This window comes from Streptomyces sp. NRRL B-3229 (assembly GCF_000719505.1).
GTDB classification, from domain to species: Bacteria; Actinomycetota; Actinomycetes; order Streptomycetales; family Streptomycetaceae; genus Streptomyces; species Streptomyces griseorubiginosus.
The window spans coordinates 79292-105850 of record NZ_JOGP01000014.1 but is presented as its reverse complement, the minus strand read 5'-3'; the positions used below and the strand labels follow the sequence as shown (position 1 = coordinate 105850).

General features: G+C 71.4%; 26 protein-coding genes. 18 read left to right on the top strand and 8 right to left on the bottom strand.

The window, feature by feature from the left end; genetic code table 11:
- Positions 1 to 55 precede the first annotated feature (55 nt).
- The gene (locus IF54_RS0123540) at positions 56 to 2641 is read left to right on the top strand and encodes a cellulosome protein (protein WP_030321876.1); all 2586 of its coding nucleotides are present in this window, start codon (positions 56 to 58) and stop codon (positions 2639 to 2641) included.
- Positions 2642 to 2788: 147 nt separating this feature from the next.
- Here IF54_RS0123540 and IF54_RS0123535 read toward each other — a convergent pair whose 3' ends face one another.
- Together IF54_RS0123535 and IF54_RS0123530 are read right to left on the bottom strand one after the other, a co-directional pair.
- Entirely contained in the window at positions 2789 to 4111 is a 1323-nt protein-coding gene (locus IF54_RS0123535; protein WP_030321874.1) for a diacylglycerol/lipid kinase family protein, read from the bottom strand.
- A 91-nt stretch (positions 4112 to 4202) separates the two neighbouring features.
- On the bottom strand, positions 4203 to 4595 hold the full coding sequence (locus IF54_RS0123530) for a VOC family protein (RefSeq protein ID WP_030321871.1): 393 nt from the start codon (positions 4593 to 4595) through the stop codon (positions 4203 to 4205).
- A gap of 71 nt (positions 4596 to 4666) precedes the next feature.
- Here IF54_RS0123530 and IF54_RS0123525 point away from each other — a divergent pair, with 71 nt between their 5' ends.
- Positions 4667 to 5203 (top strand): GNAT family N-acetyltransferase, encoded by a 537-nt coding sequence (locus IF54_RS0123525; protein ID WP_030321869.1) that lies wholly within the window; start codon positions 4667 to 4669, stop codon positions 5201 to 5203.
- Between the two features lie 15 nt (positions 5204 to 5218).
- On the opposite strand, the gene IF54_RS0123520 is transcribed toward IF54_RS0123525, so the two are convergent.
- On the bottom strand, positions 5219 to 5902 hold the full coding sequence (locus IF54_RS0123520; protein WP_028809547.1) for a glycerophosphodiester phosphodiesterase: 684 nt from the start codon (positions 5900 to 5902) through the stop codon (positions 5219 to 5221).
- 270 nt (positions 5903 to 6172) lie between these two features.
- Here IF54_RS0123520 and IF54_RS0123515 point away from each other — a divergent pair, with 270 nt between their 5' ends.
- The 6 genes from IF54_RS0123515 to IF54_RS0123490 all read left to right on the top strand — a co-directional run bounded on the left by IF54_RS0123515 (position 6173) and on the right by IF54_RS0123490 (position 11317).
- Positions 6173 to 7570: a DUF6421 family protein gene (locus IF54_RS0123515; protein WP_030321867.1), complete on the top strand. Its 1398-nt coding sequence runs from the start codon at positions 6173 to 6175 to the stop codon at positions 7568 to 7570.
- Positions 7571 to 7605: 35 nt separating this feature from the next.
- Complete coding sequence (locus IF54_RS0123510; protein WP_030321865.1) at positions 7606 to 8355, top strand: SDR family oxidoreductase; 750 nt, start codon at positions 7606 to 7608, stop codon at positions 8353 to 8355.
- Positions 8352 to 9425: a threonine aldolase family protein gene (locus tag IF54_RS0123505; RefSeq protein WP_030321862.1), complete on the top strand. Its 1074-nt coding sequence runs from the start codon at positions 8352 to 8354 to the stop codon at positions 9423 to 9425. The genes IF54_RS0123510 and IF54_RS0123505 overlap by 4 nt, the downstream gene beginning before the upstream one ends.
- 38 nt (positions 9426 to 9463) lie before the next feature.
- Positions 9464 to 9979, top strand: coding sequence for a GNAT family N-acetyltransferase (locus IF54_RS0123500; RefSeq protein WP_030321860.1), 516 nt, complete (start codon positions 9464 to 9466; stop codon positions 9977 to 9979).
- A 61-nt stretch (positions 9980 to 10040) separates the two neighbouring features.
- Entirely contained in the window at positions 10041 to 10625 is a 585-nt protein-coding gene (locus tag IF54_RS0123495; RefSeq protein ID WP_030321858.1) for a transglutaminase domain-containing protein, read from the top strand.
- Positions 10622 to 11317: a B3/4 domain-containing protein gene (locus tag IF54_RS0123490; protein ID WP_030321856.1), complete on the top strand. Its 696-nt coding sequence runs from the start codon at positions 10622 to 10624 to the stop codon at positions 11315 to 11317. The genes IF54_RS0123495 and IF54_RS0123490 overlap by 4 nt, the downstream gene beginning before the upstream one ends.
- On the opposite strand, the gene IF54_RS0123485 is transcribed toward IF54_RS0123490, so the two are convergent.
- Together IF54_RS0123485 and IF54_RS0123480 are read right to left on the bottom strand one after the other, a co-directional pair.
- On the bottom strand, positions 11314 to 12042 hold the full coding sequence (locus IF54_RS0123485) for a lysophospholipid acyltransferase family protein (protein WP_030321853.1): 729 nt from the start codon (positions 12040 to 12042) through the stop codon (positions 11314 to 11316). The two genes, IF54_RS0123490 and IF54_RS0123485, sit on opposite strands and share 4 nt — an antisense overlap.
- Positions 12043 to 12227: 185 nt before the next feature.
- Complete coding sequence (locus IF54_RS0123480; protein ID WP_030321851.1) at positions 12228 to 12644, bottom strand: DUF4395 domain-containing protein; 417 nt, start codon at positions 12642 to 12644, stop codon at positions 12228 to 12230.
- A gap of 75 nt (positions 12645 to 12719) precedes the next feature.
- On the opposite strand from IF54_RS0123480, the gene IF54_RS0123475 reads away from it, so the two are divergent.
- The 4 genes from IF54_RS0123475 to IF54_RS0123460 all read left to right on the top strand — a co-directional run bounded on the left by IF54_RS0123475 (position 12720) and on the right by IF54_RS0123460 (position 15949).
- A complete protein-coding gene (locus IF54_RS0123475) occupies positions 12720 to 13133 on the top strand; it encodes a thioredoxin family protein (RefSeq protein WP_030321849.1) in 414 nt (137 codons plus the stop codon).
- A gap of 208 nt (positions 13134 to 13341) precedes the next feature.
- Complete coding sequence (locus tag IF54_RS0123470) at positions 13342 to 13851, top strand: flavin reductase family protein (RefSeq protein WP_030321840.1); 510 nt, start codon at positions 13342 to 13344, stop codon at positions 13849 to 13851.
- A gap of 276 nt (positions 13852 to 14127) precedes the next feature.
- Positions 14128 to 14916: an electron transfer flavoprotein subunit beta/FixA family protein gene (locus tag IF54_RS0123465; protein ID WP_030321838.1), complete on the top strand. Its 789-nt coding sequence runs from the start codon at positions 14128 to 14130 to the stop codon at positions 14914 to 14916.
- Positions 14917 to 14986: 70 nt separating this feature from the next.
- Positions 14987 to 15949: an electron transfer flavoprotein subunit alpha/FixB family protein gene (locus tag IF54_RS0123460; RefSeq protein WP_030321836.1), complete on the top strand. Its 963-nt coding sequence runs from the start codon at positions 14987 to 14989 to the stop codon at positions 15947 to 15949.
- Between the two features lie 59 nt (positions 15950 to 16008).
- On the opposite strand, the gene IF54_RS0123455 is transcribed toward IF54_RS0123460, so the two are convergent.
- Positions 16009 to 16902, bottom strand: coding sequence for an endonuclease/exonuclease/phosphatase family protein (locus IF54_RS0123455; RefSeq protein WP_030321834.1), 894 nt, complete (start codon positions 16900 to 16902; stop codon positions 16009 to 16011).
- A 191-nt stretch (positions 16903 to 17093) separates the two neighbouring features.
- Between IF54_RS0123455 and IF54_RS0123450 the strand changes: the two genes are divergently transcribed.
- Both IF54_RS0123450 and IF54_RS0123445 read left to right on the top strand, forming a co-directional pair.
- Positions 17094 to 18398 (top strand): DUF6986 family protein, encoded by a 1305-nt coding sequence (locus tag IF54_RS0123450; RefSeq protein WP_030321831.1) that lies wholly within the window; start codon positions 17094 to 17096, stop codon positions 18396 to 18398.
- A 137-nt stretch (positions 18399 to 18535) separates the two neighbouring features.
- On the top strand, positions 18536 to 20545 hold the full coding sequence (locus IF54_RS0123445) for a serine/threonine-protein kinase (protein WP_030321829.1): 2010 nt from the start codon (positions 18536 to 18538) through the stop codon (positions 20543 to 20545).
- Here IF54_RS0123445 and IF54_RS0123440 read toward each other — a convergent pair.
- On the bottom strand, positions 20491 to 21228 hold the full coding sequence (locus IF54_RS0123440; RefSeq protein ID WP_234439045.1) for a hypothetical protein: 738 nt from the start codon (positions 21226 to 21228) through the stop codon (positions 20491 to 20493). The genes IF54_RS0123445 and IF54_RS0123440 overlap by 55 nt on opposite strands.
- A 161-nt stretch (positions 21229 to 21389) precedes the next feature.
- Complete coding sequence (locus tag IF54_RS0123435) at positions 21390 to 22439, bottom strand: LacI family DNA-binding transcriptional regulator (protein ID WP_030321825.1); 1050 nt, start codon at positions 22437 to 22439, stop codon at positions 21390 to 21392.
- A gap of 205 nt (positions 22440 to 22644) precedes the next feature.
- On the opposite strand from IF54_RS0123435, the gene IF54_RS0123430 reads away from it, so the two are divergent.
- The 4 genes from IF54_RS0123430 (at position 22645) to IF54_RS0123415 (ending at position 26492) form a co-directional block, all read left to right on the top strand.
- Positions 22645 to 23595, top strand: a complete 951-nt coding sequence (locus IF54_RS0123430) for an ROK family protein (RefSeq protein WP_030321822.1) — start codon at positions 22645 to 22647, stop codon at positions 23593 to 23595.
- A gap of 136 nt (positions 23596 to 23731) precedes the next feature.
- Complete coding sequence (locus IF54_RS0123425; RefSeq protein WP_030321820.1) at positions 23732 to 23932, top strand: hypothetical protein; 201 nt, start codon at positions 23732 to 23734, stop codon at positions 23930 to 23932.
- 144 nt (positions 23933 to 24076) lie between these two features.
- Complete coding sequence (locus IF54_RS0123420) at positions 24077 to 25117, top strand: NUDIX hydrolase (RefSeq protein ID WP_030321818.1); 1041 nt, start codon at positions 24077 to 24079, stop codon at positions 25115 to 25117.
- A gap of 346 nt (positions 25118 to 25463) precedes the next feature.
- Positions 25464 to 26492, top strand: a complete 1029-nt coding sequence (locus tag IF54_RS0123415; protein WP_020137065.1) for an ABC transporter permease — start codon at positions 25464 to 25466, stop codon at positions 26490 to 26492.
- Positions 26493 to 26559 lie beyond the last annotated feature (67 nt).

Genomic DNA, 26559 nt, shown 5'->3' with positions numbered 1-26559 from the left:
GATCATCGTCGGATCATCGACCGTCGTGCGGAATATCGAACGAAGGAGGGTTGCCGTGGCAGTCGAAGTCCCCACCCCCGACCGGCTCACCATCGACCTCGGCACCGAGACCGGCCCCTTCCACGGTGGAGCGAGCGGCACGCTCTACGGCCTCTACGGCGACGGAGTGCCCAGCCGTGTGGTGGTCGAGGGCATGTACCCGCGCACGGTGACCACCAAGGCCCAGGACGGCGTCCAGCATCCCGGCGGCGACGCCCTGGAGATCCTGCCGCCCTTCGTGGCGGCCGGCGGCAAGGACGTCTACGTCTATCTGCCCGACTTCTACCGCGGCTTCCCCTATGAGTGGCCCGGCGCCACCGGCGAGGAGCGGCTCGCCGGACACCTGGACGTGATCCGCCGCCAGGTCGAACACGTCCTCACGCTGGGGGAGTTGAGGTCCCACGTCGTGTACGTGCCGTTCAACGAGCCCGAGGGCAACATGTTCGGCGAGGGGGAGTGGAGCTACGACGGGGTCTCCTGGCGGACCCGGCCCGACCACTACTTCGGCGCCTGGGAGGCCGCCTGCCGCCTCATCAAGGACCTCGACCCGGACGCACGCATCGCCGGACCCAACACCTGCATCCTGTACCCCGAGGTCAGGGACTTCCTGGAGTTCGCGAAGTCCCGGGACGTGCTCCCCGACATCGTCACCTGGCACGAACTGTCCTCGCCCGCCGAGGTCCGCACCAACATAGCCAAGTACCGTGCTCTGGAGCGCGAGTTGGGCATCGGCCCGGTGCCCGTCAACATCAACGAGTACGCCCACAACTACCACGTCTCGGTCCCCGGCCAGATGATCCAGTGGATCGCCGCGATCGAGGAGTCCAAGGTCGACGCCGACCTCGCCTACTGGAACATCGCCGGCAATCTCAACGACTCGGCGGTGGAGGCGAACAAGGCCAACGGCCAGTGGTGGCTGTACAACGCCTACGGACAGCTGACCGGCAACACCGTCCGGGTCCTCGCCCCGCACCCCAACGTGCAGTACACCCTCCAGGGCGTCGCCACCCTCGACCGCGAGAAGCGGCAGGCCCGGGCGCTGTTCGGGGGAGCCGGCGGCGCCGCCGACCTCGTCTTCGAGCACGTGGACGAGGAGGTCTTCGGCACCGCGGTCCACGCACGGCTCGTGGAGATCCCCTGGACGGGCCAAGTGGGCTCCTCGGAACAGCCGTTGCGGCTGCGGGACGAGGAACTGCCGGTCGTCGAAGGCAGGGTGACGGTCGGTCTGAGCGGCCTCGACACCATGTCGGCCTACCAGGTGATCCTGTCGCCCGGCGGCAACGGGGCCGCGTCGCTGCCGCCCGCGGTGCGCTGGCGGGGGACGTACGAAGCCGAGGACGCGACCTACACGGGCGGCGGCTACACGAGGAACGGGCCCGAGGGCTCCCCGTCCGCCGTCGACCGGTTCGCCACCTCCGGCGGCTACCACGTGGGCGGCCTGCGCACCGGCTCCGACGGGGTGCTCGCCTTCGACGTCGAGGTCCCGCAGGACGGCACGTACGACCTGCTGGTGTTCGCCAATTCGCACAATCTCGCGGACCTCGTGCGCGAACAGGGCCCCACCAACGTCTTCCTGCGCGTCGACGGCGAGGACCCGCGCGAACTGCGGCTGCCGCTCGGCTACAAGTGGGCGGTGTGGGGGCACACCGACACGCGGGTGCGGCTGACCGCGGGCCGGCACCGGATCACCCTCGCCGCCCAGGACCCCGATCTCGGTGTCACCCAGGGCGACGCGGTCGTCGACAAGCTGGACCTCGTTCTGCGGGGCGAGGACGAAACCGCCCTGTACGACGCCGAGTTCGCGGACCTCGGCGGTGGCGCCCGGGTCAGCCACGCCCATCGAGGTGCCTCGGGACCGGGAGTCGCCGTGCTCCCGCGCGGCGGCACCGTCACCTTCTGGGCGCACGCGGCCGACGACGGTGAGGCCTCCGTGACCCTCGACGTACTCGGGCCCGGGGAAGGGGTGTTGAACGTCAACGGCGAGGAGATCGGACGGGTCGAGCGCGGTGCCGTCCCGCTCTTCCTGGCCGGCGGCGTCAACAGGATCACCGTCACCGGCACCTCGGACCGCCTGATCGTGGACCGGCTGCGGATCGCCCCTTCGCGCGGACTGCTGCCCACGAGCGTGTACGCCGCCGAGGAGGGCGTCCTGACCGGGACCGCGAGGGTGGTCGGACACTCCTGCGCCCACGGTGGCAAGGCGGTCGAGGGAGTCGGGGCCGGTCCGGCCAACGCGCTCTCCCTGACGGTCACCTCGGACCGCGCCGGGCGCCATGCGCTGACCGTGCGCTACTCCAACGGCGAGCAGCCGCCGTCCACGCACTACAACCCGGACCCGGTCTGCCGCCACGCCGACATCTCCGTCAACGGCGGCCCCGCGCACCGGGTCCTGTTCCCCACGACCTTCCACTTCAACAACTTCTGGACGCTCGCCGTGCCTGTCACGCTGCGCCCGGGCCCCAACACCCTCACCTTCACCTCCGACCGGCTCCCCGACCTGGTGGGCGGCACCGAGGACGCCTACGGCCGGCGCTCCGCGTACGCCCCCGTCATCGACCAGGTGACGGTGACACCGCTGGCCCAGGGGGAGGAGCCTGCCTGACCGGGGCCGAACCCCCGCGGCTCAATCCCGCCCGGCCGCCGCCGCAAGCCCGATTTCCGTGGCTCAACCCCGCCCGGCCTCCGTCACAAGCTCAATCTCCGCGGCTCAATCCCGCCCGGCCTCCGTCACAAGCTCAATCTCCGCGGCTCAACCCCGCCCCGCCGTCGCCGCGAGCTTCCGCAACCGCCGCCAGTTCAGGCGGGGTTGTTCAACCGGCACCCCGGGTCGTTTCCGCGGTACGCGGACGCGCAGTGCCCCGGGGGCGATACGGCAGTGGACCGGGGTGGGCAGGACCAGGGCCTCGCCGTCGACGCCGACCTCGATCTGCGTCCGGTCGGCATCGACGACCGCCTCCCGCGCGGAGAGCACCACGAGCCCCTGCGGATCGGGAGCGAGCAGCATTGCCGCGACCTCGGCCGCGCTGTCCACCTTGACGCCGAGCACACCGAGTCGCCCGGAGTCGAGCCGTCGGCGCCGGCCGAGACCCGCCAGGTCGCCGGTGCGGTAGGCGTTGTTGCTCACCAGCAGCGCCTGCGGTCCGTCGAGGGTCGTGTCGCCGACCCGCGCGGTCAGACGCGGGCCCCGCTGGCGGGTGAGCAGGTCTGGCAGGAGCTCCAGAGTGGTGCCGATCTTGTCGTCGCGGTAGGCGGGACTCTGCACGACCGCCGCGTACGCGCCGAAGGAGGCGTTGTTGACGAACGGATGGTCCCCGGCGAAACCCAGGTCCACGTGCAGTTCGACCCCGTCGGTGAGCGCGTCCAGGCAGGTCGACGGGTCGGTGCGGTCGAGGCCGAGGTCCATGGCGAAGTGGTTGCGGGTTCCGGCCGAGATGACGAGGAAGGGCAGGTCGTGCTCGGCGGCGACGGCGGCGACCAGCGCCTGGGTGCCGTCACCGCCCGCGACGCCGAGCAGGTCGGCGCCCTCCGCCACGGCCGCCCGTGCCAGCGCGGTCACGTCCTGGTGCTCCTCCGGGTCGAGCAGCACGACCCGCGCCCCCAGCCCCTCGGCCCTCTCCTTCAGTGCGAACCGCTCGACCTTCCCGCCCCCGGAACGGGGGTTCATGATCAGGAACGGCCGCTCCACCGGCCGCGCCCGGTGCTCCTTCGTCCGGCGTGGAAGGCGGCCGGTGCTGCGCAGCGCGTACCGTCCGCTCGACACGGCCACGGTCCACAGCGCGAGCGACAGCAGGAGCACCCAGCCCAGCGTCACCGCGAACAGCAGCACGAGGAGGGTGGGCGTGACGGCCGCGACCACGGCCGCCAGCCAGCGCTCGGGGCCGCGCCGGGTCAGCGTCCACCACAGCGCCGCCGCCGTGACGACCGAGCCCGAGAGGCCGGCCGCGAGCAGTAGTACTCCGCCGAGTCCGCCGTAGGCGAGCGGCAGCAGGACAGCGAGCGCCGCCGCTGCCAGCGACACCCGGGCGGCCCAGCGCTGTCCGTCCCAGGCCGCGCCGGTCAGGTCCACGCTCATCCACTCCTCCACTGCTCGACGCCCTCGGGGCGACGGCGGTCGGCGGAGCATATCCGGGCCGGAGGAACGAACGGTGTCGCGCGGGATGCGGTCAGATTCCGGGCCGGTACCGGATCGGATGGTCCGCCGGCACCTCCACCAGCACGATCGGTGTCCCGTCCGGGTCCGCCACCCACATCTCGACCAGCCCCCACGGCTCCTTCACCGGCGGCCGGACGATCTCGACGCCCTTCGCGAGCAGCTCCTCGTGGGCAGCGGTCACGTCCGGGACCTGGAGCCACAGCCGGACGTCCGCGGCGGGCGGTGCCTCGGAGCGTCCCGACAGTTCCAGGAAGCCGCCGCCGAGGAAGTAGACGGTGCCCCGCTCCGGGCCCGTCCCGAACTCGCGGTACACGGCGAGGCCCAGCTGGTCGCCGTAGAAGACGCGGGAACGCTCCGGATCGCTGGGCCGCAGCAGGACGCGGCCGCTCAGTACGTGCACCATGCGGGCGAGCCTATCGGGGGCGTTACGCTCGGCCGTGCCCGAGTCGTGCCGCTGAAGTGGAGATGCACCCCATGGAGACCACCGCCGGACTCACCTTCCGTGACGCCACGGACGCCGATGTGGACACCCTCGTCGCGCTGGTCGAGTCGGCCTACCGGGGAGACGACAGCCGGGCCGGGTGGACCACGGAGGCGGACATCCTGGAGGGTCAGCGCACCGACCCCGAGGGCGTGCTCGCGGTCATCAAGTCGCCCGACAGCCGGCTGCTGACCGTGGAGCGGGACGGCCGGGTCGTCGCCTGCTGCCAGCTCGAACACCGGGGCTCCTACGCCTACTTCGGGATGTTCGCGGTCAGCCCGGCGCTCCAGGGCGGCGGCCTCGGCAAGGTGGTCATCGCTCAGGCGGAGCGGCTGGCCGTCGAGACCTGGGGCGTCACCGAGATGCACATGACGGTGATCTCCGTGCGCGACGAGCTCATCGCCTGGTACGAGCGGCGCGGCTACCGCCGTACGGGAAGGATGACGCCCTTCCCGTACGGCGACGAGCGCTTCGGCATCCCGCAGCGCGCGGACCTCCGGTTCGAGCTGCTGGTCAAGCCGTTGGTGTGACGTTCCTGCCGCGGGTCAGGCGGTGAAGCGGCCGGTGCGCTTGATCTCGGGGTAGTCGGTCGTGGCGCCGTCCAGCTCCAGCGCGCGCACCAGGCGCAGGTGGTCCTGGGTGTTCACCACCCAGCCGATGATCTTCAGGTCCGCCTTGCGGGCCGCCTCCACGACCTCCAGGGTGAGGCGGCGGATGTTGAGGCAGACGGTCCCGGCGCCGGCCTCGACGGCGCGCTCCACGATGTCGGGGCCGAACCGGCTGCCGATCAGCGCGGTCCGTACGCCGGGCACGAGCCGGCCGATCTCGGCGATCGCCTCGTCGTGGAACGAGGACACCTCGACCCGGGAGACCAGGTCCCGCCGGAGCATGACCTCGGCCAGGGCCCGGGCCGCCGCGATGTCCTTGATCTCGGCCTGGAGCGGTGAGCGGACGGTGTCCAGCACCTCCTCGAACACCGGCACCCGTTCCCCGCGCCCGGCGTCCAGGGCGCGCAGCTCGGTGAGGGTCTTCTCGGCGATCGGGCCGGTTCCGTCGGTCGTGCGGTCCACGTGGGTGTCGTGCATGACGACGAGGGCGCCGTCCTTGCTCAGGTGCAGATCGAGTTCGATGACGTCGAGGCCGGCCTGCTGGGCGGCGACGAAGGAACGGAGGGTGTTCTCGGGTTCGGTACCCATGACTCCGCGATGACCGATGGTAAGGAAGTTCAAGGTTCAACTCGCTTCCGTCGACGGCGGCTCGGTGCAGGGCCGCAGCCTAACGGCTACGCCGTGTGATGGACCCGCGCGTACATGAGGGATCGCGGCGATCTGGGGAAACCCGTAACTCGTACCCGCAATCGCGGTGTTCATGGCACTCGACAGGAAAAAGTTCGGTGACCATTGCGTTGCGCAGGATAACTTCCCGTGGTCGCTCTTGCTGGAAGGAAGGCCGTATGTATACGGTCTCCATACGCGAGGTTCTCCCGTGGAGGATGGGACATGACGGAAATTCTTGTGCAGGCGACGACGGGGGAGAAGGTTCCTCCCATGGACAGGGTGGTGGAGCACCCGGCATGGCCTGTGCTCAAGGATGCCGTGGAGCGGATCCGGCCATGGCAGTCCAAGGACGGGTCGATCGACTTCGAGGCCGAGGGCGCCCCCGCCCGCTCCGACGCCGAGGCCGCCGTCCGGCGTGTCGTCGAGGCCGTCGAAGAGCTGTCCCCGCTGCTCCCGCACGACGCCGACTACCACGCGGCCCTCGTGAAGGACCTGCGGCGCTGGGCCGAGGGCGGCTTCGCGGTGCCCGACTTCCTGGACTCCCTGCTGGCCTTCCAGCCCGCCGCGAACCGCGCGGACGGACTCCAGCACCTGGTCGTCTTCGCGATGTACACGCAGAACGGCAACCCCGACCGCAACCTCGAGGCGGTCGTGCTGCGCATGGTCTGGCCCGACTGGCTGGCCGAGCTGGAGCGCACCCGCTACGACAACCCGCTGTTCTGCGGCATCAAGTTCGAGGACTTCACGGCCGGTTACGACACCAACTCCGCCGTCCTCTTCCCCGAGACCATCGCCGTGCGCGAGGCGCCGGAACGATTCTCCTGGGGTGGCATCTTCTGCGACCGCGAGGCCGCCCGCTTCCGCCGCGTCACCGACGCCGCGGTCGGCATCCTCGGTCTGGAGCTGCCCGAGGACATCGCCGCGATGGTCCACGACCAGAAGCGCTGCGAGGAGGCCTTCGTGCTGTGGGACATGGTCCACGACCGCACCCACAGCCACGGCGACCTGCCATTCGACCCGTTCATGATCAAGCAGCGCCAGCCGTTCTGGATGTACGGCCTCGAAGAGCTGCGCTGCGACCTCACCGCCTTCAAGGAGGCCGTGAAGCTCCAGGAGGACGGCGTCCCGCAGGCCCGTGACGTGCAGTACGCGGTCCTGTTCGACCGCATGTTCCGCTTCCCGGTCACCGGCGAGCGGGTGCGCAACTACGACGGCCTCGGCGGCCAGCTCCTCTTCGCCTACCTGCACAAGCACGACGTCGTCCGCTGGACCGACAACAAGCTGTTCATCGACTGGCAGCGCGCCCCGCAGGTCACCAACCAGCTGTGCGCCGAGATCGAGGACCTGTACCGGGCCGGCATCGACCGCCCGAAGCTGGTCCACTGGTTCGCCGCCTACGACCTGGTCTCCCAGTACCTCGCCCCGCACCCCGGATCCCGGTGGGCCAAGGGCCCGGACGCCCTCGACCTGTCCCAGCCGCCCCGGAAACTCGTCGATGACGTGCTTCCGGACGAGTTTCCGCTGAGCATGTTCTATGAGGCCCTCTCCAAGAAGCTCAGGAACGTGATCGCCTCCACCCGGGGCATCACGGCGGAGAGTGCCGAGCAGGTCGCCGCGTGAGCGACCGCACCACAACTGCTCAGGAGGCGAAGCGCATGGTGGGGAACGGAGCTCTCAGCGGTGCGGTGATCGCGGTGGCCGGAGCGGGCGGCCCCGCCGGCCGGGCGGCACTGCTGCGCCTGGCCGAGGCGGGCGCGACCGTCGTCGGCGCCGACAACGACCCCGAGCGGCTCGCGGAGGCCGTGGACGCGGCGCGCTACGCGTCCGGCGGCGCCACCGTGACCGGTGAGCCGGTCGACCTGCTCGACCTGGGATCCACCCAGGACTGGGCCAGGCACATCGAGAAGGACTTCGGCCGGGTCGACGGCCTGGTCCACCTCGTCGGCGGCTGGCGCGGCAGCGAGACCTTCATCAAGTCGAGCCTGGACGACTGGGACTTCCTGGAACTGCTGCTCATCCGCACCGTGCAGCACACCTCGCTGGCCTTCTACGAGGGCCTCCAGCGCAGCGAGCGCGGCCGGTACGTCCTGATCAGCGCGGCCGGCGCGACCAGGCCGACCGCGGGCAACGCCTCGTACGCCGCCGCCAAGGCCGCCGCCGAGGCCTGGACGCTCGCCCTCGCCGACGCCTTCCGCAAGGCCGGGGGCGCCGACGGGCCGACGTCGGCTGCTGCGATCCTGGTGGTGAAGGCGCTGGTGCACGAGGCGATGCGCGCCGAGCGGCCCAACGCGAAGTTCGCGGGCTTCACCGATGTCGAGGAGCTGGCCGAGGCCATCGTCGGGGTCTGGGAGAAGCCCGCCGCCGAAGTGAACGGAAACCGTCTGTGGCTGACCGAGAAGCCGTGAACCCGACCGCTTTCACACAGGCAAGCCGCCGTCACGACCCGCAGGTCCGCGGCTTCGCCAGCGACAACTACGCCGGGGCCCACCCGGAGGTGCTCGCCGCCCTGGCCCTCGCCAACGGCGGGCACCAGGTCGCGTACGGCGAGGACGACTACACCGAGCACCTCCAGAGCATCGTCCGCAGCCACTTCGGTGCCACGGCGGAGGCCTTCCCGGTCTTCAACGGCACCGGCGCCAACGTCGTCGCGCTCCAGGCGGTCACCGACCGCTGGGGCGCGGTGATCTGCGCCGAGAGCGCGCACATCAACGTCGACGAGGGCGGCGCCCCCGAGCGGATGGGCGGCCTGAAGCTGCTCACCGTGCCGACGCCGGACGGCAAGCTCACACCCGAGCTGATCGACCGGCAGGCGTACGGCTGGGAGGACGAGCACCGTGCGATGCCGCAGGTCGTCTCGATCACCCAGTCCACCGAGCTCGGCACCCTCTACACGCCGGACGAGATCCGAGCGATCTGCGACCACGCGCACGCGCACGGCATGAAGGTCCACCTGGACGGCTCGCGCATAGCCAACGCGGCCGCCTCCCTGGACGTGCCCATGCGGACGTTCACCAACGCGGTCGGCGTCGACATCCTCTCGCTGGGCGGCACAAAGAACGGCGCGCTGTTCGGCGAGGCGGTCGTGGTGATCAACCAGGACGCGGTCTCCCACATGAAGCACCTGCGCAAGCTGTCGATGCAGCTCGCCTCCAAGATGCGCTTCGTTTCGGTGCAGTTGGAGGCCCTGCTCGCCAAGGACCTGTGGCTGCGCAACGCCCGCCACGCCAACGAGATGGCCCAGCGCCTCGCCGAGGGCGTGCGCGCGGTCCACGGCGTGGAGATCCTCTACCCGGTGCAGGCCAACGGCGTCTTCGCCCGACTCCCGCACGACGTGAGCGAACGCCTCCAGAAGCGCTTCCGCTTCTACTTCTGGGACGAGGCCGCGGGCGATGTCCGCTGGATGTGCGCCTTCGACACGACGGAGGACGACGTGGACTCGTTCGTGGCAGCGCTCAAGGAGGAGATGGCCCGGTAGGACCGTGAGCCCGGGCGCTCCTGTGCTTGCATGGCGGCGTGAACGCGGAGCGCCGGGTCCGGCCCAGGACCGATGACGACGTCGAGGCATGCGTACGGGTGCTGGAGGAGGTCCACCGCGGCGACGGCTACCCGGTGAACTGGCCTGCACGGCCCGGCGACTGGCTGTCGCAGCCGGCCGGGCTCGGAGCCTGGGTCGCCGAACTCCACGGCCGGGTGGCCGGCCATGTCGGTCTCTCCTCCAGCGCCGAGGACGACATGGCCCCCGGGCTCTGGAGCGAACGGCACGGCACGAGCCGGGAACGGGCCGCGGTCGTGGGGCGGTTGTTCGTCGCCCCGTGGGCCCGAGGGCAGGGGATCGGCGCGCTGCTGATGGCCCGGGTGACGGAGGAGGCGCGGCATCGCGGACTGCATCCGGTGCTCGACGTCGTCGCGTCCGACGCCGCCGCGGCGGCCCTGTACGAACGGCTGGGCTGGACGCGGCTGGCCACGGTCGAGCAGCGGTGGAGCGCCTTCCAGACGGTAACTGTCCACTGCTATGCGGCGCCTGCATAAATATACTGAGCATCGTAAATTGATTGACTCGGCAGTGATCCTTTTCCTATGCTCTGCGGGCATGGAGCTGATCCAGAACACCCCCGACCTGTCCGCCTACTTGGCGGCCGACGACGTCATCGATCATGACCATCCGGTGGTCCGGGAGGTCGCCGCGCGGCTCGCCCAGGAGGCCGTGGACTCGTATTCCTATGCGCGACTGGCCTTCGAGTTCGTCCGGGACGCCGTCCCGCACTCCCAGGACTCCGGCGATCCGCGCGTCACCTGGCGGGCGTCGGACGTGCTGGAGCAGGGCACCGGCATCTGCTACGCCAAGGCGCACGCGCTGGCCGCCCTGCTGCGCGCCGAGGACATCCCGACCGCTCTCTGCTACCAGAAGCTGGATGTGGTGCACGGTCTGGTCGCCGTGCGCTTCAACGGCGCCTGGCACCGCCAGGACCCCCGGGGCAACAAGCCCGGCGTGGACGCGCAGTTCTCCTTGGACGGGGAGCGGTTGGCGTTCACGCCCCAGCCGGAGTCCAGCGAGATGGACTACCCGGTCCTGTACGCTGAACCGCACCCAGCGGTCCTGGCGGTCCTGAAAGCGGCCCCGGACCGCCCGCACCTCTGGCAAACGCTCCCCGTCGCACTCCGAGGCACTCCATGACCCTCTCCCTGACCGTGTCCGACGAGGTCCGTGCCCTCGCGCCGGGCTTCACGCACCTGGTCGTCGAGGCACACGGTCTCGTCAACGGGCCCAGCACCGAAGCCAGTTCGGCGCTCCTCGACGACGCGGCCCGCCGTCTCGCCGTACGACTGGACGGGCGCGCCCCGCACGAGGACCCGCACATGGCGGCCTGGCGGGAGGTGTACACGGCGTTCGGCGCGAAGCCGTCCCGCACCCGCAACTCCGCGGAGGCGCTGGCGAAGAGGGCGCTGTCGGGGGCGGGCCTGCCGCGCGTCAACCGTCTGGTCGACCTCTACAACGCGATCAGCGTCGCCCACCTCGTCCCCGTCGGCGGCGAGGACCTCGACCGGATCCAGGGCGGCATGCGCCTCGTACGGGCCACGGGTGACGAGGAGTTCGTGACGGTGGCCGCGGGGGAGGAGGTCGTCGAGGCCCCCGAGGCGGGGGAGGTGGTGTGGCGCGACGACGCCGGTGTGACCTGCCGGCGCTGGAACTGGCGCCAGGGGCCCCGCACCAGGCTCACGGAGGAGACGGTCTCGGGGATCTTCCTGCTGGAGAGCCTGGCGCCGATGCCGGTGGCCGACGTGGAGCGGGCCGCCGCCGAACTGGCCGAACTGATCGAGAAGTTCAGCCCGGGAGCACGGATCGAGACGGCGGGGGCGGCACGCTAGCGGGCCTCGGCCTCGCGCACCGCCTCCGGCGTGGGTGCCGTCCCCCCGAGATGCGCCGGCATCCACCAGGTGTCGTCCGGCCCCTTCGGCCGTACGGGATACGCCCGCTGAGCCGCTTCCAGCAACTCGTTGACACGTTCGCGGACCTGACGGGTGATGGCTCCGGCGTACTTGTCCCGGGACGCCTCGATCGCCTCGCCGACCCGGATCGTGATCGGGATGTGGCTGCGCTTGAAGTTGCGAGGGTGCCCCTTGGTCCACAGCCGCTGAGTGCCCCAGACGGCCATCGGGATCAGGGGGACGCCCGCCTCCTGCGCCATCCGCGCCGCACCAGACTTGAAGCTCTTCAGGGTGAAGGACTGCGAGATCGTCGCCTCCGGGAAGACCCCGACGATCTCACCCGACCGCAGCGACTCCAGGGCGTGGGCGTACGCCGTCTCGCCCTGCTGGCGGTCGACCGGGATGTGCTTCATCCCGCGCATCAGCGGACCCGAGACCTTGTGGCGGAACACCGACTCCTTCGCCATGAAGCGCACGAGACGCTTCTGCGGGAGCGCGGCCAGGCCGTTGAAGACGAAGTCCAGGTAGCTGATGTGGTTGCTCACCAGAACGGCGCCGCCCGAGCGCGGGATGTTCTCCGAACCCTTGCAGTCGATCTTGAGGTCCCAGGCCTTGAACAGCGCCTGGGCGAATCCGACGACGGGACGGTAGACAAGCTCTGCCATGGGCGGGGTGAGCCCTTCCTGCTTCGCCGGGGGAGGGGGCCCGGCATTAAGTTACGCAGCCGTAGGTTTACGGCATCTCGCAGATCGTGCCCCAATAACGGGCGGGGAGCCAGTCCTGGTGCCCGACGCGGGCGAGATTCTCGTCACGTCCCTCCAGTGATCCACCTTGGGCTTTTAAGCCGCCTTTACTCGGCACGTACCGCCACCCGCCGCACGAGCAGGTACATCTCGCAGCCGAGGCAGTACCCGAACACGGCATTGAGGAAGGCCGCCGCGAGGGCCGCCCCGGTGGCGGCGAGTCCCAGCCACTCCGGCCCGATCCCGTACCCCACGAGTCCGAGGGCGGCGAAGGCGAGGCCCACCGCCTGCGCGAAACGCGGCGGTTGGGGCGACTCGAACTCGGTCGGCGGCCCGATCCGCGGCCGTACCACCTTGCGGAACAGCCAGCCGTAGGGCGAACGCCCGACCCCGCCTGCCGCGCCCAGCGCGAACGCCAGCGTCTGCCAGGCCAGCAGCCAGACGCTGCCCGTGATCAGGACGGCCGCCAGAACGACGGTCGTCACGGCCGCTCCGAAGCGCGGCCCCCTTGCGTCAATGTCCATGAATCAAGCATTCCGCAACGGAAAGACTCAGGGGAGGCGGGAATCTTTGCAGTCTCGTGAATGCTTGTGCAGGTGATGACCGGACTCGTGGTGTGTGGGGTGGTGCTCGCGGCGGCGAGCGCCTACGGAGTGCTGCAACGGCGGCGGAGCGGGAGAGTACGGGTGCGCGGGCGCGACGACGGCAAGAGGCTCGGCGCCGCCGAGTTGGGTGCGGAACTCGGTGCACGCGCCACGCTCGTCCAGTTCTCCAGCGCCTTCTGCGCACCCTGCCGGGCGACCCGGCGGGTGCTCGGCGAGGTCGCCGGCATGGTTCCCGGAGTGACCCACGTCGAGATCGACGCCGAGAAGAACCTCGACCTGGTCCGTGAGCTCGACATCCTCAAGACGCCGACCGTGCTGGTCCTCGACGCCGGCGGCCGGGTCGTCCGCCGGGCCGCGGGGCAGCCGCGCAAGGCCGACGTCATCGCGGCGATCGGGGAGGCGGTTTGACGCGGGACGAGCGGACGGTGAGGCATCTCCCAGATGCCGGAACGTACTTGACTGCGCGCCGCACCTATCGTCAACCTGACCGTATGCCAACGGAACTCCTTCTGTACGGGCGGGTCCACGTCGACCTCGCCCGCACCGCGAGCGCGCGCTGTCCGGCTTCTTGAGCAGCCACGGTCCCGCTCGCCACCCCTCGCAGAAGGATTCCCGCATGACGGCCATCTCCGACCCTGGCACCGCCCGGCTCGCCTCTCCCGACCTCCTGCGCTCCCTCTTCCGGCGGCACGCCGCGGGCGTCGCCGTGATCACCGCACGGGGTGACGAGGGTCCGGTCGGGTTCACCGCCACCTCTCTCGCCTCGGTCTCCGCCGAACCGCCCATGCTCTCCTTCGGGATCGGCACGGGCGCCTCCAGCTGGCCCGCGATATCCCGGGCCGAGCACGTGGGGGTGCACATACTGGGCGAGCACCAGAAGGAGCTGGCCGCCACCTTCGCCCGCAGCGGCGCGGACCGCTTCGGCGCGCCCACGGCCTGGCACGAGGGACCCGAGGGCGTCCCCGTCCTCGACGACGTCCTCGCCTGGACGGTCTGCCGGGTGCACACGCGTGTGCCCGCCGGGGACCACCGCATCGTGCTGGCCGAGGTGCGGATCGGCGACCCCGCCGGGGTGGGCCGGCCTTTGCTGTACCACCAGGGCCGCTTCAACGCCCTGCGCGACTGATCCGCCGCGGCCGGTCCAAGGGGCCGCACTTCAGCGGATCGCGTGACCGATCGGATCGTCGGCTCTTCCTCTGGTATGCGCGCCCGTCGAGTTCCGATTACGCTGCGTTGCAAAGGTCACAGTTCAAAGCGCTTGCTTAGCGGGCACGTAGTGGGTGTACTGGCGAGTAATATTTCGGCCGGAGCGCAGCCCGCCCCGACCGGGATCGGCCGCTTGGGGCGCCTATGCTGCCTGCAAGAGGCAGCCGAGAAATGACGATGCAGTAGGAGAGCCGGCGTGAGCTTGAGGATCGTTGTCACTGTGAAGTACGTGCCCGACGCCACTGGCGACCGGCACTTCGCCGATGACCTGACCGTCGACCGGGACGACGTGGACGGTCTGCTCTCCGAGCTGGACGAGTACGCGGTCGAGCAGGCGCTACAGATCTCCGAGAACTCCGACGACGACGTCGAGGTCACCGTCCTGACCGTGGGCCCCGAGGACGCCAAGGACGCGCTGCGCAAGGCGCTGTCCATGGGCGCCGACAAGGCCATCCACGTCGAGGACGACGACCTGCACGGCACCGACGCCCTCGGCACCTCCCTGGTGCTGGCCAAGGCGATCGAGAAGGCCGGCTACGACCTGGTCGTCTCCGGCATGGCCTCCACCGACGGCACCATGGGCGTCGTTCCGGCCCTGCTCGCCGAGCGCCTGGGCGTCCCGCAGGTCACCCTGCTCTCCGAGGTCTCGGTCGAGGACGGCACCGTCAAGGGCCGCCGCGACGGCGACGCCGCCTCGGAGCAGCTGGAGGCGTCCCTGCCGGCCGTGGTCTCGGTGACCGACCAGTCGGGCGAGGCGCGTTACCCGTCCTTCAAGGGCATCATGGCGGCCAAGAAGAAGCCCGTGGAGTCCTGGGACCTGTCCGACCTGGACCTGGAGGCCGAGCAGGTCGGCCTCGAGGGCGCCTGGACCAAGGTCGACTCCGCCGCGGAGCGTCCGGCCCGCACCGCCGGCACGATCGTCAAGGACGAGGGCGAGGGCGGCAAGCAGCTCGCCGAGTACCTCGCGAGCCAGAAGTTCATCTAAGGGTCTGGCCCGCTGAGGCTCAACCCCCCTTCCGCCCCTCAGACTTCGCAATCCGCAGGAGAGCATTCCCATGGCTGAAGTTCTCGTCTACGTCGACCACGTGGACGGTGCCGTCCGCAAGCCCACCCTGGAGCTGCTGACCCTCGCCCGCCGTATCGGCGAGCCGGTCGCCGTCGCGCTGGGCAACGGAGCCGCCGACACCGCCGCCGCCCTCGCCGAGCACGGCGCCGTCAAGGTCCTCACCCACGACGCCTCCGAGTACGCCGACTACCTGGTCGTACCGAAGGTCGACGCCCTCCAGGTCGCCGTCGAGGCTGTGTCCCCGGCCGCCGTCCTGGTCCCGTCCTCCGCCGAGGGCAAGGAGGTCGCCGCCCGTCTGGCGCTGCGCATCGGCTCCGGCATCATCACCGACGCCGTCGACCTCGAGGCCGGCGACGAGGGCCCGGTGGCCACCCAGTCGGTGTTCGCCGCCTCCTTCACCACCAAGTCCCGCGTCTCCAAGGGCACCCCGGTCATCACCGTCAAGCCCAACTCCGCCGCCGTCGAGGCCGCCCCGGCCGCCGGTGACGTCTCGGAGCTGAGCGTGACCTTCTCCCCGCAGGCCACCGGCACCAAGGTCACCGGCCGCACCCCGCGCGAGTCGACCGGCCGTCCGGAGCTGACCGAGGCCGCGATCGTGGTCTCCGGCGGCCGCGGTGTCAACGGCGCCGACAACTTCGCGATCATCGAGGCCCTCGCCGACTCCCTCGGCGCGGCCGTGGGCGCCTCGCGTGCCGCGGTGGACGCGGGCTGGTACCCGCACACCAACCAGGTCGGCCAGACCGGCAAGTCGGTCTCCCCGCAGCTGTACATCGCCAACGGCATCTCCGGCGCCATCCAGCACCGCGCGGGCATGCAGACCTCGAAGACCATCGTGGCCGTCAACAAGGACGCCGAGGCCCCGATCTTCGACCTGGTCGACTACGGCGTCGTCGGCGACCTCTTCGACGTCGTCCCCGCCCTCACCGAGGAGATCAAGACCCGCAAGGGCTGATCCCGGCTCCGGGCGTACGAGGCCCCCGTGACCGCCGACGCGGTCGCGGGGGCCTCGGCTCATCCCAGGGTCACCGTGGCCTGCACCGGAAGGTGGTCGCTCGGGTACTGCCCGTCGAGCGCGAAGGTGTTGACGGAGGCCCGGTGGACGGTGACGCCGGGGGTGGTGAGGATCCAGTCGATGCGGTCGCCGTCGGGCGTCAGGGGCTTGTAGCCGTGGAAGGTGGCGTACTGCCGGCCCCGCTCGACAGCCGCGTCCCAGGTGTCGACCAGCCCGTCGGCCAGCAGGATGTCGTACGCCCGGTTGTCGTGGGCCGTGGCGTTGAAGTCGCCGGTCACGACGACCGGCAGGGCGGGGTCGAACCCGGCGATCGTCTCGCCGAGGAGCTGCGCCGACCGCTCGCGCGCGTACTGGCCCACGTGGTCGAAGTGGGTGTTGACGACGTAGAACTCCCGGCCGTCGGCGCTCCGGTCGCGGAAGCGGACCCACGTGAGGATCCGGGGCAGCGATCCGCCCCAGGTGTTCGAGCCGATCACCCTCGGGGTGTCGGAGAGCCAGAGCGTGTCGTGCTCGACGGGGGCGAGGCGCCGGTTGTCGTAGAAGACCGCCGTGGACTCGTCCCGGCTGCCGCCCTCGCGGCCGGTGCCGATCCAGTCGTAGCGCGGTCCGAGGTCGGCGTGGATGTCCAGCAGTTGCTGGTAGAGGCCTTCCTGGGTGCCGATCAGTGTGGGCGTCTCCCGGCGCAACAGGCGGCGCATCACCGGGCGGCGGGTGGCCCAGCTGTTGGGTTCGGCGGTGTCGGCGTACCGCAGGTTGAACGTCATGAGATCGAGTCGTCGGTTGGACGGTCTGGCGGCCGAGGCCGGCAGCGTGCCCATCAGCGGCACGATGACGGCGGCGGCCACGGCGGTTCTGAGCCCCATGCGACGCGTCAATCTGTGGGTGTCCGGCATGTGAGGTCCCTCCCGACGGACCAGGATGAATGGTCGAACCGGAGTGTGGAAGACGGCGTAGGGGTTCTCGGCAGTTCGGATGAACGCGATCGCTCATGCTGTGGACAGGGTGTTGACCGTCGGGAAGCTTCACGGATAACTTCGTTCTACGGATTGTTGATTCCGTAGAGCGGAAAACTGGAGGGTGCAGCATGGGTCAGGGCCGGCAGGAGCAGGTCGCGACGAGCCTCGCGGGTGCCGTCAGCGAGGAGATCAGCGCCTCCCTCGCGCCGGTCGACGCCGAACTGGAGCGCCGCTACCCCGGCGACCCCGGGACCCGTCAGCCCGTGCACACCGTCTACGTCCCCGGCGACGCCTTCGCCGCCGACACGATCCGCACCTGGGGCGACCGGGCCCTCGCCGCCCTGGACGAACACGCCCCGGACGCCGGGTCCTTCGCCGCCGTCCTCGGGCTGTCCGACGAACTCGCCGAGCCCGTGTACACGCGCGTGCGCGCCAAACTGGAGCGCGAGCCGATCGAGGACCTCCGGGTCGACTTCGAGGACGGCTACGGCCCACGCCCGGACGCCGAGGAGGACGAGACGGCGGCCCGCGCGGCCCGTCTGATCGCCGAGGCGTACGAGAACGGCACGGCGGCGCCGTACATGGGCATCCGCATGAAGTGCATGGAGGCGGCCGTCCGGGACCGCGGCATCCGCACCCTGGACGTCTTCCTCACCGGCCTGATGGCGGCGGGCGGGCTCCCCGACGGGCTGGTGCTGACCCTGCCGAAGGTGACGTACGCCGAGCAGGTCGGGGCGTTCACGCGGCTCCTCGAGGCCTTCGAGAAGGCGCACGGACTGGACTCCGGACGGCTCGGCTTCGAGATCCAGATCGAGACCAGCCAGTCCATCCTCGCCGGCGACGGCACCGCCACCGTCGCCCGTATGATCCGGGCCGCCGAAGGACGCGCCACCGGACTGCACTACGGCACCTTCGACTACAGCGCCTGCCTCGGCGTCTCCGCCGCCCACCAGGCCAGCGACCACCCCGCCGCCGACCACGCCAAGGCGGTCATGCAGGTCGCCGCCGCGGGCACCGGAGTACGGGTCTCGGACGGCTCCACCAACGTGCTGCCCGTCGGCCCCACCGCGAAGGTCCACGACGCCTGGCGGCTCCACTACGGCCTCACCCGCCGCGCCCTGGCCCGCGCCTACTACCAGGGCTGGGACATGCACCCCGGCCACATCCCGACCCGGTACGCGGCCGTGTTCGCCTTCTACCGCGAGGGCTTCGAGCAGGCCGCCGCCCGGCTCGCCCGGTACGCGGGCAGGGTCGGCGGTGACGTCATGGACGAGCCCGCCACCGCCAAGGCGCTCAGCGGCTATCTGCTGCGCGGGCTGGACTGCGGTGCCCTGGACATCGGGGAGGTGGCCCGGCTGACCGGTCTGACCCGCGCCGACCTGGAGGGGTACGCGGCCCCGCGGCGCGGCGACCTCACCGTCGCCGACCGGTAGCCGGACACGTCGCCGCCGGCCGACCGGTAGCCGCGCACGTCGCGGACCTGTCACAGTCGCAACCTCGCACTGGAGTTGTCACCCCTGCCCCGTAGTCTGTGTCGCACGCATTGACGTGTCACAGGAACGGGGCAGCGGTGTCTTCGGGGGAGACCAACGGAAAGGGCCAGGACGACGCCGGTCGGCTGCTGGCCGGGCGATACCGGGTCGTGGGCCAGCTCGGCCGCGGCGGCATGGGCGTGGTCTGGCGGGCGGTCGACGAGGTGCTCGGCCGCGAGGTCGCGGTCAAGGAACTGCGCACCTACAACGACGCCGACGGGCCCGAACTGGCGGATTTGCGGCTGCGGATGCAGCGCGAGGCCCGCGCGGCGGCCCGGGTCCGGCATCCCGGAGTCGTCGCGGTGCACGACATCGGTGAGGTCGAGGGACGCCCGCTGATCGTCATGGAGCTGGTCGAGGGCCCGTCCCTGGACCAGGTGCTGCGCAGGAGCGGACCCCTCGACCCCCGCGAGGCGGCCGGCATCGGCGCCAGGGTCATGGACGCGCTCGCCGCCGCCCACCGGGCCGGTGTCCTGCACCGGGACGTCAAGCCCGGCAACATCCTGCTCGACCGCTCCGGCCGGGTGCTGCTCACCGACTTCGGCATCGCCACCATGGAGGACCCGGGCGACGGCGCCGCCACCAGCCTCACCCGCACCGGTCATCTCGTCGGCTCCCTCGACTACATGGCCCCCGAGCGCGCCCAGGGCGCGGATCCCGGGGCGGCCTCCGACGTCTGGGCCCTCGGCGCCACGCTGTACGCGGCCGTCGAGGGAGCCGCGCCGTTCCGCCGCACCTCGACGTTCTCCACGCTCACCGCGATCGTCGGTGAACCGCTGCCCGAGCCGCAGCGCGCCGGGCCCCTCGCACCGGTTCTGCGACGCCTCCTCGACAAGCGGCCCGAGGCGCGTCCCGGGGCCGAGGAGGCCCGCGACCTGCTCCAGGCCGTGGCGGACGCCCCCGCCACCGACAGCGCGACGACCACTCTGCGCGGTACGGAGGCGCAGGAGACGCGGGTGCGCACGGAGCCGGGCGGCCCGGCCCTCCCGGCCGCCTTCCGGATGCCGGGAGCGGCGGGAGCCGCCCCCGGACCGCAGTCGTCGGAGGGGACGGGGGCCGGCAGTCCGTCGACCGATCCCACGGCGGTGCCGGGGCAGGGGGCCGTGACGCCGGCCGCGACCGGGTTCGGCGCCGCGGAGCAGGGTCATGCGGCCGAGGTCCACGCTCCGGGCGCGGGCTTTCCCACGGCTCAGGTTCATGCTCCGGGCGCGGGGCTTCCCGGCGCGCAGGGCGGGGCTCAGGGCGGCGGATTTTCCGGGGCGCAAGGCCTGGTTCCGGGACAGGCCGGCCCTCTCGTGCACGGACCGGGCTCGCAGGTCTCCCAGGAGCAGCCGCCGACCGCCGCGATAGCCGCTTCCGGCTCACCTCGCCGCAAGGGGCGGGCCCTGCTCGCCGCCGTGGCCGTCGCCGTCGTGCTCGCGGCGGCCGGGACGACCGCAGCGCTGCTGAACGGCTCGGGTGAGGCCGATGCCGACGCCCGGCCGATCGGGTCCGGGGCGAGCCCGTCGGCCTCCTCCACCCCGTCCGGGCGGACCGACGCCGACCGTTCCGCCGGCCCCAAGCCCACGGGCGGGGACGAGAAGAAAACGCCGAGCGCGAAGGCGACCTCCGGCGACAAGGGCGGCGGCTCCGACCCCACGAGCGGTGCCTCCCCGTCCGCCAAGGCGACCTCCGGAGGCGGCACTTCGGGGAAGGGCGACGAGCACGGCGGCGGCTCCGGCGAGTCGGGGGGCGGCGGTCCGACCGGCGACCCCAGCACTCCAGCCCCGGCCTGCACGGCGATCGGCGGCGGCAAGTACAACTGCACGGTCTGGAAGACCGCCAAGTCCTACACGGCCTCCGGCGCCGAGGCCGGGGTCCTCTACGCGGGCACCAACTATTTCTTCTGCCAGTCGAACCTGGGGCGCCGCGAGACCTCGGGGGAGTGGACCAACGTGTGGTGGGCCAAGACCGACGACGACAGCGGCAACACCGGGGTGTACGTCAGCGTCGTCTACGTCAAGGGCGGCGGCAACGACGAGCCGGTGCCGGGGCTCCCGGTCTGCTGAACCCTCAGGTACCGCTCCAGGCCGGACTCCGTCACCCGTTTCTCCTCGGCGAAGAGCCGGGTGCCGGCCTCGCACCGCCTGCGGTCGGCGCGGGCCCGGGTCACGAACTCCTCGGGTGTGACCCCGAACAGGTCTCTCAACCGGGCTGATCCCACGAGGAGTTCGGTGAGCAGCGCCCGCTGCCCGGGGTGGGTGCGGGGCAGGCCGGTGCCGTCGTGCAGCACGCCGTGGCGGTTGACGTAGGAGTGGACGCCGGGCAGGGTCACGCCGTCCTCCAGCTCGACCCGCACCTCGGGCGAGGGCAGCCAGGCGCGGCCGTAGTTGCCGTTCCTCAGGGGGACGCCTTCGCTCGCGTCGACGACCGCGAGCTGCTCGGCGTCCAGCCAGATGACGAACAACTCCCGTGTGGAGCCCGGGGCGTGGAAGGGAGAGGCGGAGACGTATCCCATCCGGCTGACATGCGCGGACACCCCGACGCCGACGCCGGTCACCTGTGCCCTGACCATCGGGACCGGAGAGACGATCCCGAACTCGGCCATCTTGTGCCGCAGTTGCCCGGGGCTGGCGTTGGACCCGATCGCGAGGACGGGGGTGCGGTCCTCGTGCACCAGCCGGTCGAGCGGGTGCAGCCGGTCGCCGTCGAGCAGCACGGAGCGCGTCGGCCAGGCGCCGGGGTAGCGCAGCGGATGATCACGCGGGGCCTCGGCGAGCCCCAGCGACTCCAGGGAAGGGGCGGCGGCCGGGTCAGGGCTCCCCGCCTCCGGCGCCGCCCTCTCGCCGTCGCCCCTGTCCAGCCACGTCACCTCACCCACTCGACGATTCTCCCCGCTCCCCTGCACTTCGCTCAGTCCGCCGGAGGCAACTCGCCCGAGCCGCGCGTGATCAACCGAGTGGGCAGTTCGATGCGTTCCGGGGTCAGGAGCGTGCCGTCCAGTTGGCGGAAGAGCCGTTCCGCGGCCGTGCGGCCCAAGGCCGCCGCGTCCTGGGCGACGACCGTGACACCCGGCTGGAGGAGGTCCGCGAGCTCGATGTCGTCGAAGCCGACGAAGGCGACCCGCCGGGTGTGCTCGGCGAGGACGCGGACCACGGTGACCGTCACGCGGTTGTTGCCGGCGAAGATCGCGGTGACGGGGGACGGCCCGGAGAGCATTTCCTCGGCCGCCCGCCGTACCCGCTCGGGGTCGGTGACCCCCAGGGAGGTCCACGCGTCCTCGACCGCTATGCCCGCGTCCTCCATCGCCGCCCGGTACCCGCGCAGTCGCTCGGCGGCGGTGTGGATGCGGGGCATGTCGCCGATGAAGCCGATCCTGCGGTGCCCGTGCGCGATGAGGTGGGCCACCCCGTCCCGCGCCCCCCCGAAGTTGTCGGACAGGACCACGTCGGCGTCGATCCGGCCCGCCGGACGGTCCACGAACACCGTCGCCACGCCCGCTTTGAGCTCCGGCTCCAGATACCGGTGATCGTCGCCGGCCGGGATCACCACCAGCCCGTCCACGCGCCGCGCGCACAACGCCAGCACCAGCTCCTGCTCCCGCTCCGGGTCCTCCGCGCTGGAACCGTTGATGAGCAGCGCCCCGTTGGCCCGGGCGACCTCCTCCACCGCACGGCTCAGCGGGCCGTAGAAGGGGTCGGCGAGGTCCTCCAGGACCAGGCCGATGCTCGCGGTACGCCCCTTGCGCAGCACCCGCGCGCTGTCGTTGCGGCGGAAACCGAGCGCCTCGATGGCCTCCTTGACCCGGTGCTCGGTCTCGGCCGTGACCCCCGCTTCGCCGTTGACCACGCGGGAGACCGTCTTGAGCCCCACGCCGGCCCGGGCGGCCACGTCCTTCATGGTCGGGCGGTTGCCGTACCGGGTCGCGGAGAGACGGTCTGCTCGGCTGTGGGTCTCGGGCACGATACGGCGTCCTGTCCTGTCGGGATGCGGTGGTCGCAAAGGGGTGTGGCGGCCCATGATTTTGTATGAGGATGTGGCGTCGAGCATAGAGCCTGGACAACGTTGTCAGATGCAGGAGACACTGTCCACCGCAATCTGCTGGCCAGCGCCCCCACCGCGAGACCGGCCCCTCCATTCCTCAAGGTGACGCGGAGAACTGACACTGATGCACACCGACCTCGTGGCTGCGCTCGACATCGGCGGCACCAAGATCGCCGGGGCGCTGGTGGACGCCCACGGCCGGATCCTGCACCGCGCCCAGCGCGCCACACCCGCCCAGGAGGACGGCGAGACCGTCATGCGCGCCGTCGAGGAGACCGTCGGCGAGCTGACCGGCTCGCCGCTGTGGGGACGGACCGGCGCCCTCGGTATCGGCAGCGCGGGTCCGGTGGACGCCTCCACCGGCACGGTTAGCCCGGTGAACGTGCCCGGCTGGCGCGACTATCCGCTGGTCCGGCGGGTCCAGGAGGCGGCGGGCGGGCTCCCCGTCGAGCTGATCGGCGACGGTGTGGCGATCACGGCCGCGGAGCACTGGCAGGGCGCGGCACGCGGGCACGACAACGCGCTGTGCATGGTCGTCTCGACCGGTGTCGGGGGCGGTCTGGTGCTGAACGGCCAGTTGCACGCCGGTCCGACCGGGAACGCCGGTCACATCGGGCACATCAGCGTCGACCTGGACGGCGACCCGTGCCCGTGCGGTGCGCGCGGCTGTGTGGAGCGCATCGCGAGCGGTCCGAACATCGCCCGCCGCGCGCTGGAGAACGGCTGGCGGCCCGGCCCGGACGGCGACACCTCCGCCGCCGCGGTGGCCGAGGCGGCCCGGGCCGGTGACCCGGTCGCCGTGGCCTCCTTCGCGCGGGCGGCCCAGGCGCTGGCCGCCGGTATCGCCGCCACCGCGACCCTCGTCGAGATCGACATCGCCGTGATCGGCGGCGGGGTGGGCAAGGCCGGAGACATCCTCTTCGAGCCCCTCCGCAAGGCCCTGGGCAGCTACGCGACCCTGTCCTTCGTCCAGCGCCTGACGATCGTGCCCGCGCAGATGGGCACGGACGCGGGCCTGGTCGGGGCGGCCGCGGCGGCGCTCGCCCGGCAGTCGGACACCGCCGCGGCCCTCTGACGGCGGGGGCGGCGGTGCGGTGGCGGAACGTTCCGCCCGGTGAGTGAGGCGGCTGGGCGCGACCCAGGTGGGACGTTCCACCCGGTGGGCGGAGTGCCGGGCGTGACCCATCGCGCGTGGTCGCGTTGATCAGCTCATGAAGAAGCGCAGCATGCTCGCCATCGCCTCCCTCGCCACCGGCTTCGTCGTCGCGGCGGTCACCCCCTCGCACGCCGCGGGCGGCGCACTCGGCGACCTCGACCTCGACAGGACCCTCACCGCCGTCGACCCCCACCACACCATCGCCGACGCCAGTCTGGACGGCGTGGAGGAGAGTGCGCTGGGGGACAACGTCTGACGGGGCCCGCCCCCGCGAGGCCACGGCGCCGGAGCTCTCGAAGGAGGGCTCCGGCGCCGTTTCGTGTGCTCTCAACTGCGGCTGGTTTCCGTGGCAGGGTGGAACGGGCAAGCCACAGGGGGCCAAACAGAAGAGGGGGAGTCCGTGATCGTCTGGATCAACGGCGCGTTCGGTGCGGGGAAGACCACCGCCGCACGGGAACTGATCGAACTGATCCCGAACAGCACGCTCTTCGACCCCGAGGAGATCGGCGCAGCGGTCGTGCGCCTGCTGCCGCCCAAGCACCTCGCCGAGGTCGGCGACTTCCAGGACCTGCCGATCTGGCGACGTCTGGTGATCGACACGGCGGCCGCGATGCTCGCCGAGCTCGGCGGGACCCTCGTGGTCCCCATGACCCTGCTGCGCCAGGAGTACCGCGACGAGATCTTCGGTGGCCTCGCCGCCCGCCGGATCAGTGTCCGGCATGTGCTCCTCGCTCCGGCGGAAACGATCCTGCGTGAACGAATAGCCGGGCGGAGCGCCACACCGGCCCTGCCGCTCGGCGCGACGGGACAGGGCCACTGGGCGGACGACCGCATCGAGCCCTACCGGGCCGCCCTCGCCTCCTGGCTCACCACCGACGCCCATCCGATCGACACCAGCGCGCTCACCCCGTACGAGACGGCCGTCCGGATCGCCGAGGACCTCGGTGCCGGGACCGTGCCCGCGTGCGACATCGTGCAGACCCCGGAGCCCACCGCCGAGACGGTGGCCGCCGGGGTCCTCCTCTTCGACGAGCAGGACCGCGTGCTGCTGGTCGACCCCACCTACAAGGCCGGCTGGGAGTTCCCCGGCGGAGTCGTCGAACCCGGCGAGGCGCCCGCGCGGGCCGGGGTGCGCGAGGTCGCCGAGGAGACCGGCATCCAGCTGGACGACGTACCCCGTCTCCTGGTCGTCGACTGGGAACCGCCCGCGCCTCCCGGGTACGGCGGACTGCGGCTGCTCTTCGACGGCGGACGGCTCGACTCCACCGAGGCGGGCCGGGTCCTGCTGCCCGGACCCGAGCTGCGCGGCTGGTGCTTCGCGAGCGAGGAGGAGGCCGCGGAGCTGCTGCCGCCGGTGCGCTACGAGCGGTTGCGATGGGCGCTCAGGGCACGGGAGCGCGGGGCCGCCCTGTACCTGGAAGCGGGGATTCCGACAGGCTGAGGACCGTTCGGGGCCCCGTCGGCGTTCGCGGTCGGCGGGGCCTTGTCGCGTTCGAAGCACGTTCGGATCTGGCAAGTGGAAGGCGAGAACCCGCCAAGGGAATCGTCGCGTTACCTCCATGTCAGAGCTAACGGAACACCCCGCCCTCGCCAACTCTTGGCAACGAGCGCAAACAATCCCCTTTTCGGTCATTTTCCGGCTTGACCGGCCTTCCGGCATGTTGCGACAGTCCCGCTCAGCCTCACGGCGCCGACAACGGCCGGCGACCGACGCCTTTTCCTCCAGGGGACAGCCTCATGCCGAGACCCCCGCGCCCGCTTCAGCACATACCCGGGACGTCCGCACGATGACGACGCAACAGCAGCCGATGCCCGCCACCGGCGCCACGCAAGCAGCCGGCGAACCCTCGCCGACCCCGCTGAGCGACGGCACCGCCATCACCGGACGGTCGCCCGCCCGCATGGCCTGGCGGCGCATCAGACGCGACAAGGTCACCATGGCCGCGTTCGTGATCACGGTGCTCTTCATCCTGATCGCGCTGCTGGCGCCGGTCCTGACCGACATCACCGGCTGGGGCCCGATCACCCCCGACGGGAAAGCGATCAATCCCGACACCGGCAACTTCCCCCGCGGTTCGCTGGGCGGCATCAGCCTCACCCATCTGCTGGGCGTCGAACCGGGCACCGGCTACGACCTGTTCGCCCGGATCGTCTACGGCCTGCGCACCTCGCTCTTCGTCGGCTTCGCCTCGGCCGTCCTGTCCACCGTCGTCGGCGTCGTGGCCGGCCTCGCGGCCGGGTACTCCGGCGGCTGGGTCGACTCCGTGCTATCGCGGATCATGGACGTGATGCTGGCCTTCCCGCAGCTGCTGTTCATCATCGCGCTGACCCCGGTCATCCAGAACGCGATGCAGACCAACGACCACGGCGGCACCGACGAGAACCTCCGGCTGCTCGTCCTCGTCCTGAACATCGCGGTGTTCGCCTGGGCCTACACCGCCCGCCTGGTCCGCGGACAGGTCCTGTCCCTGCGCGAGCGGGAGTTCGTCGACGCGGCACGGATCATGAGCGCCGGCAAGTGGCACATCCTCTTCCGGCAGTTGCTGCCGAACCTGTGGGCGCCGGTGCTGATCTCGTTCGCGCTGGCCGTCCCGCAGAACATCACCACCGAGGCGGCCCTGTCCTACCTCGGCGTGGGCGTCATCCCGCCCAACCCGGACTGGGGAGCGCTGCTCTCGGACGCCTCCCAGTTCTTCCTCCAGGACCCCATGTACCTGTTCGTTCCCGGAGTCCTGCTGCTGATTCTCGTCCTGGCGCTGAACCTCCTCGGCGACGGCGTCCGGGACGCCCTGGACCCCCGCGCGGCCCGCGGCTGACGCGGTCCCCCTCAACACCGGCGCATGCGGCCCCACTTGAGCCGTCGTCGCCGAGCCGTAGAAGAAC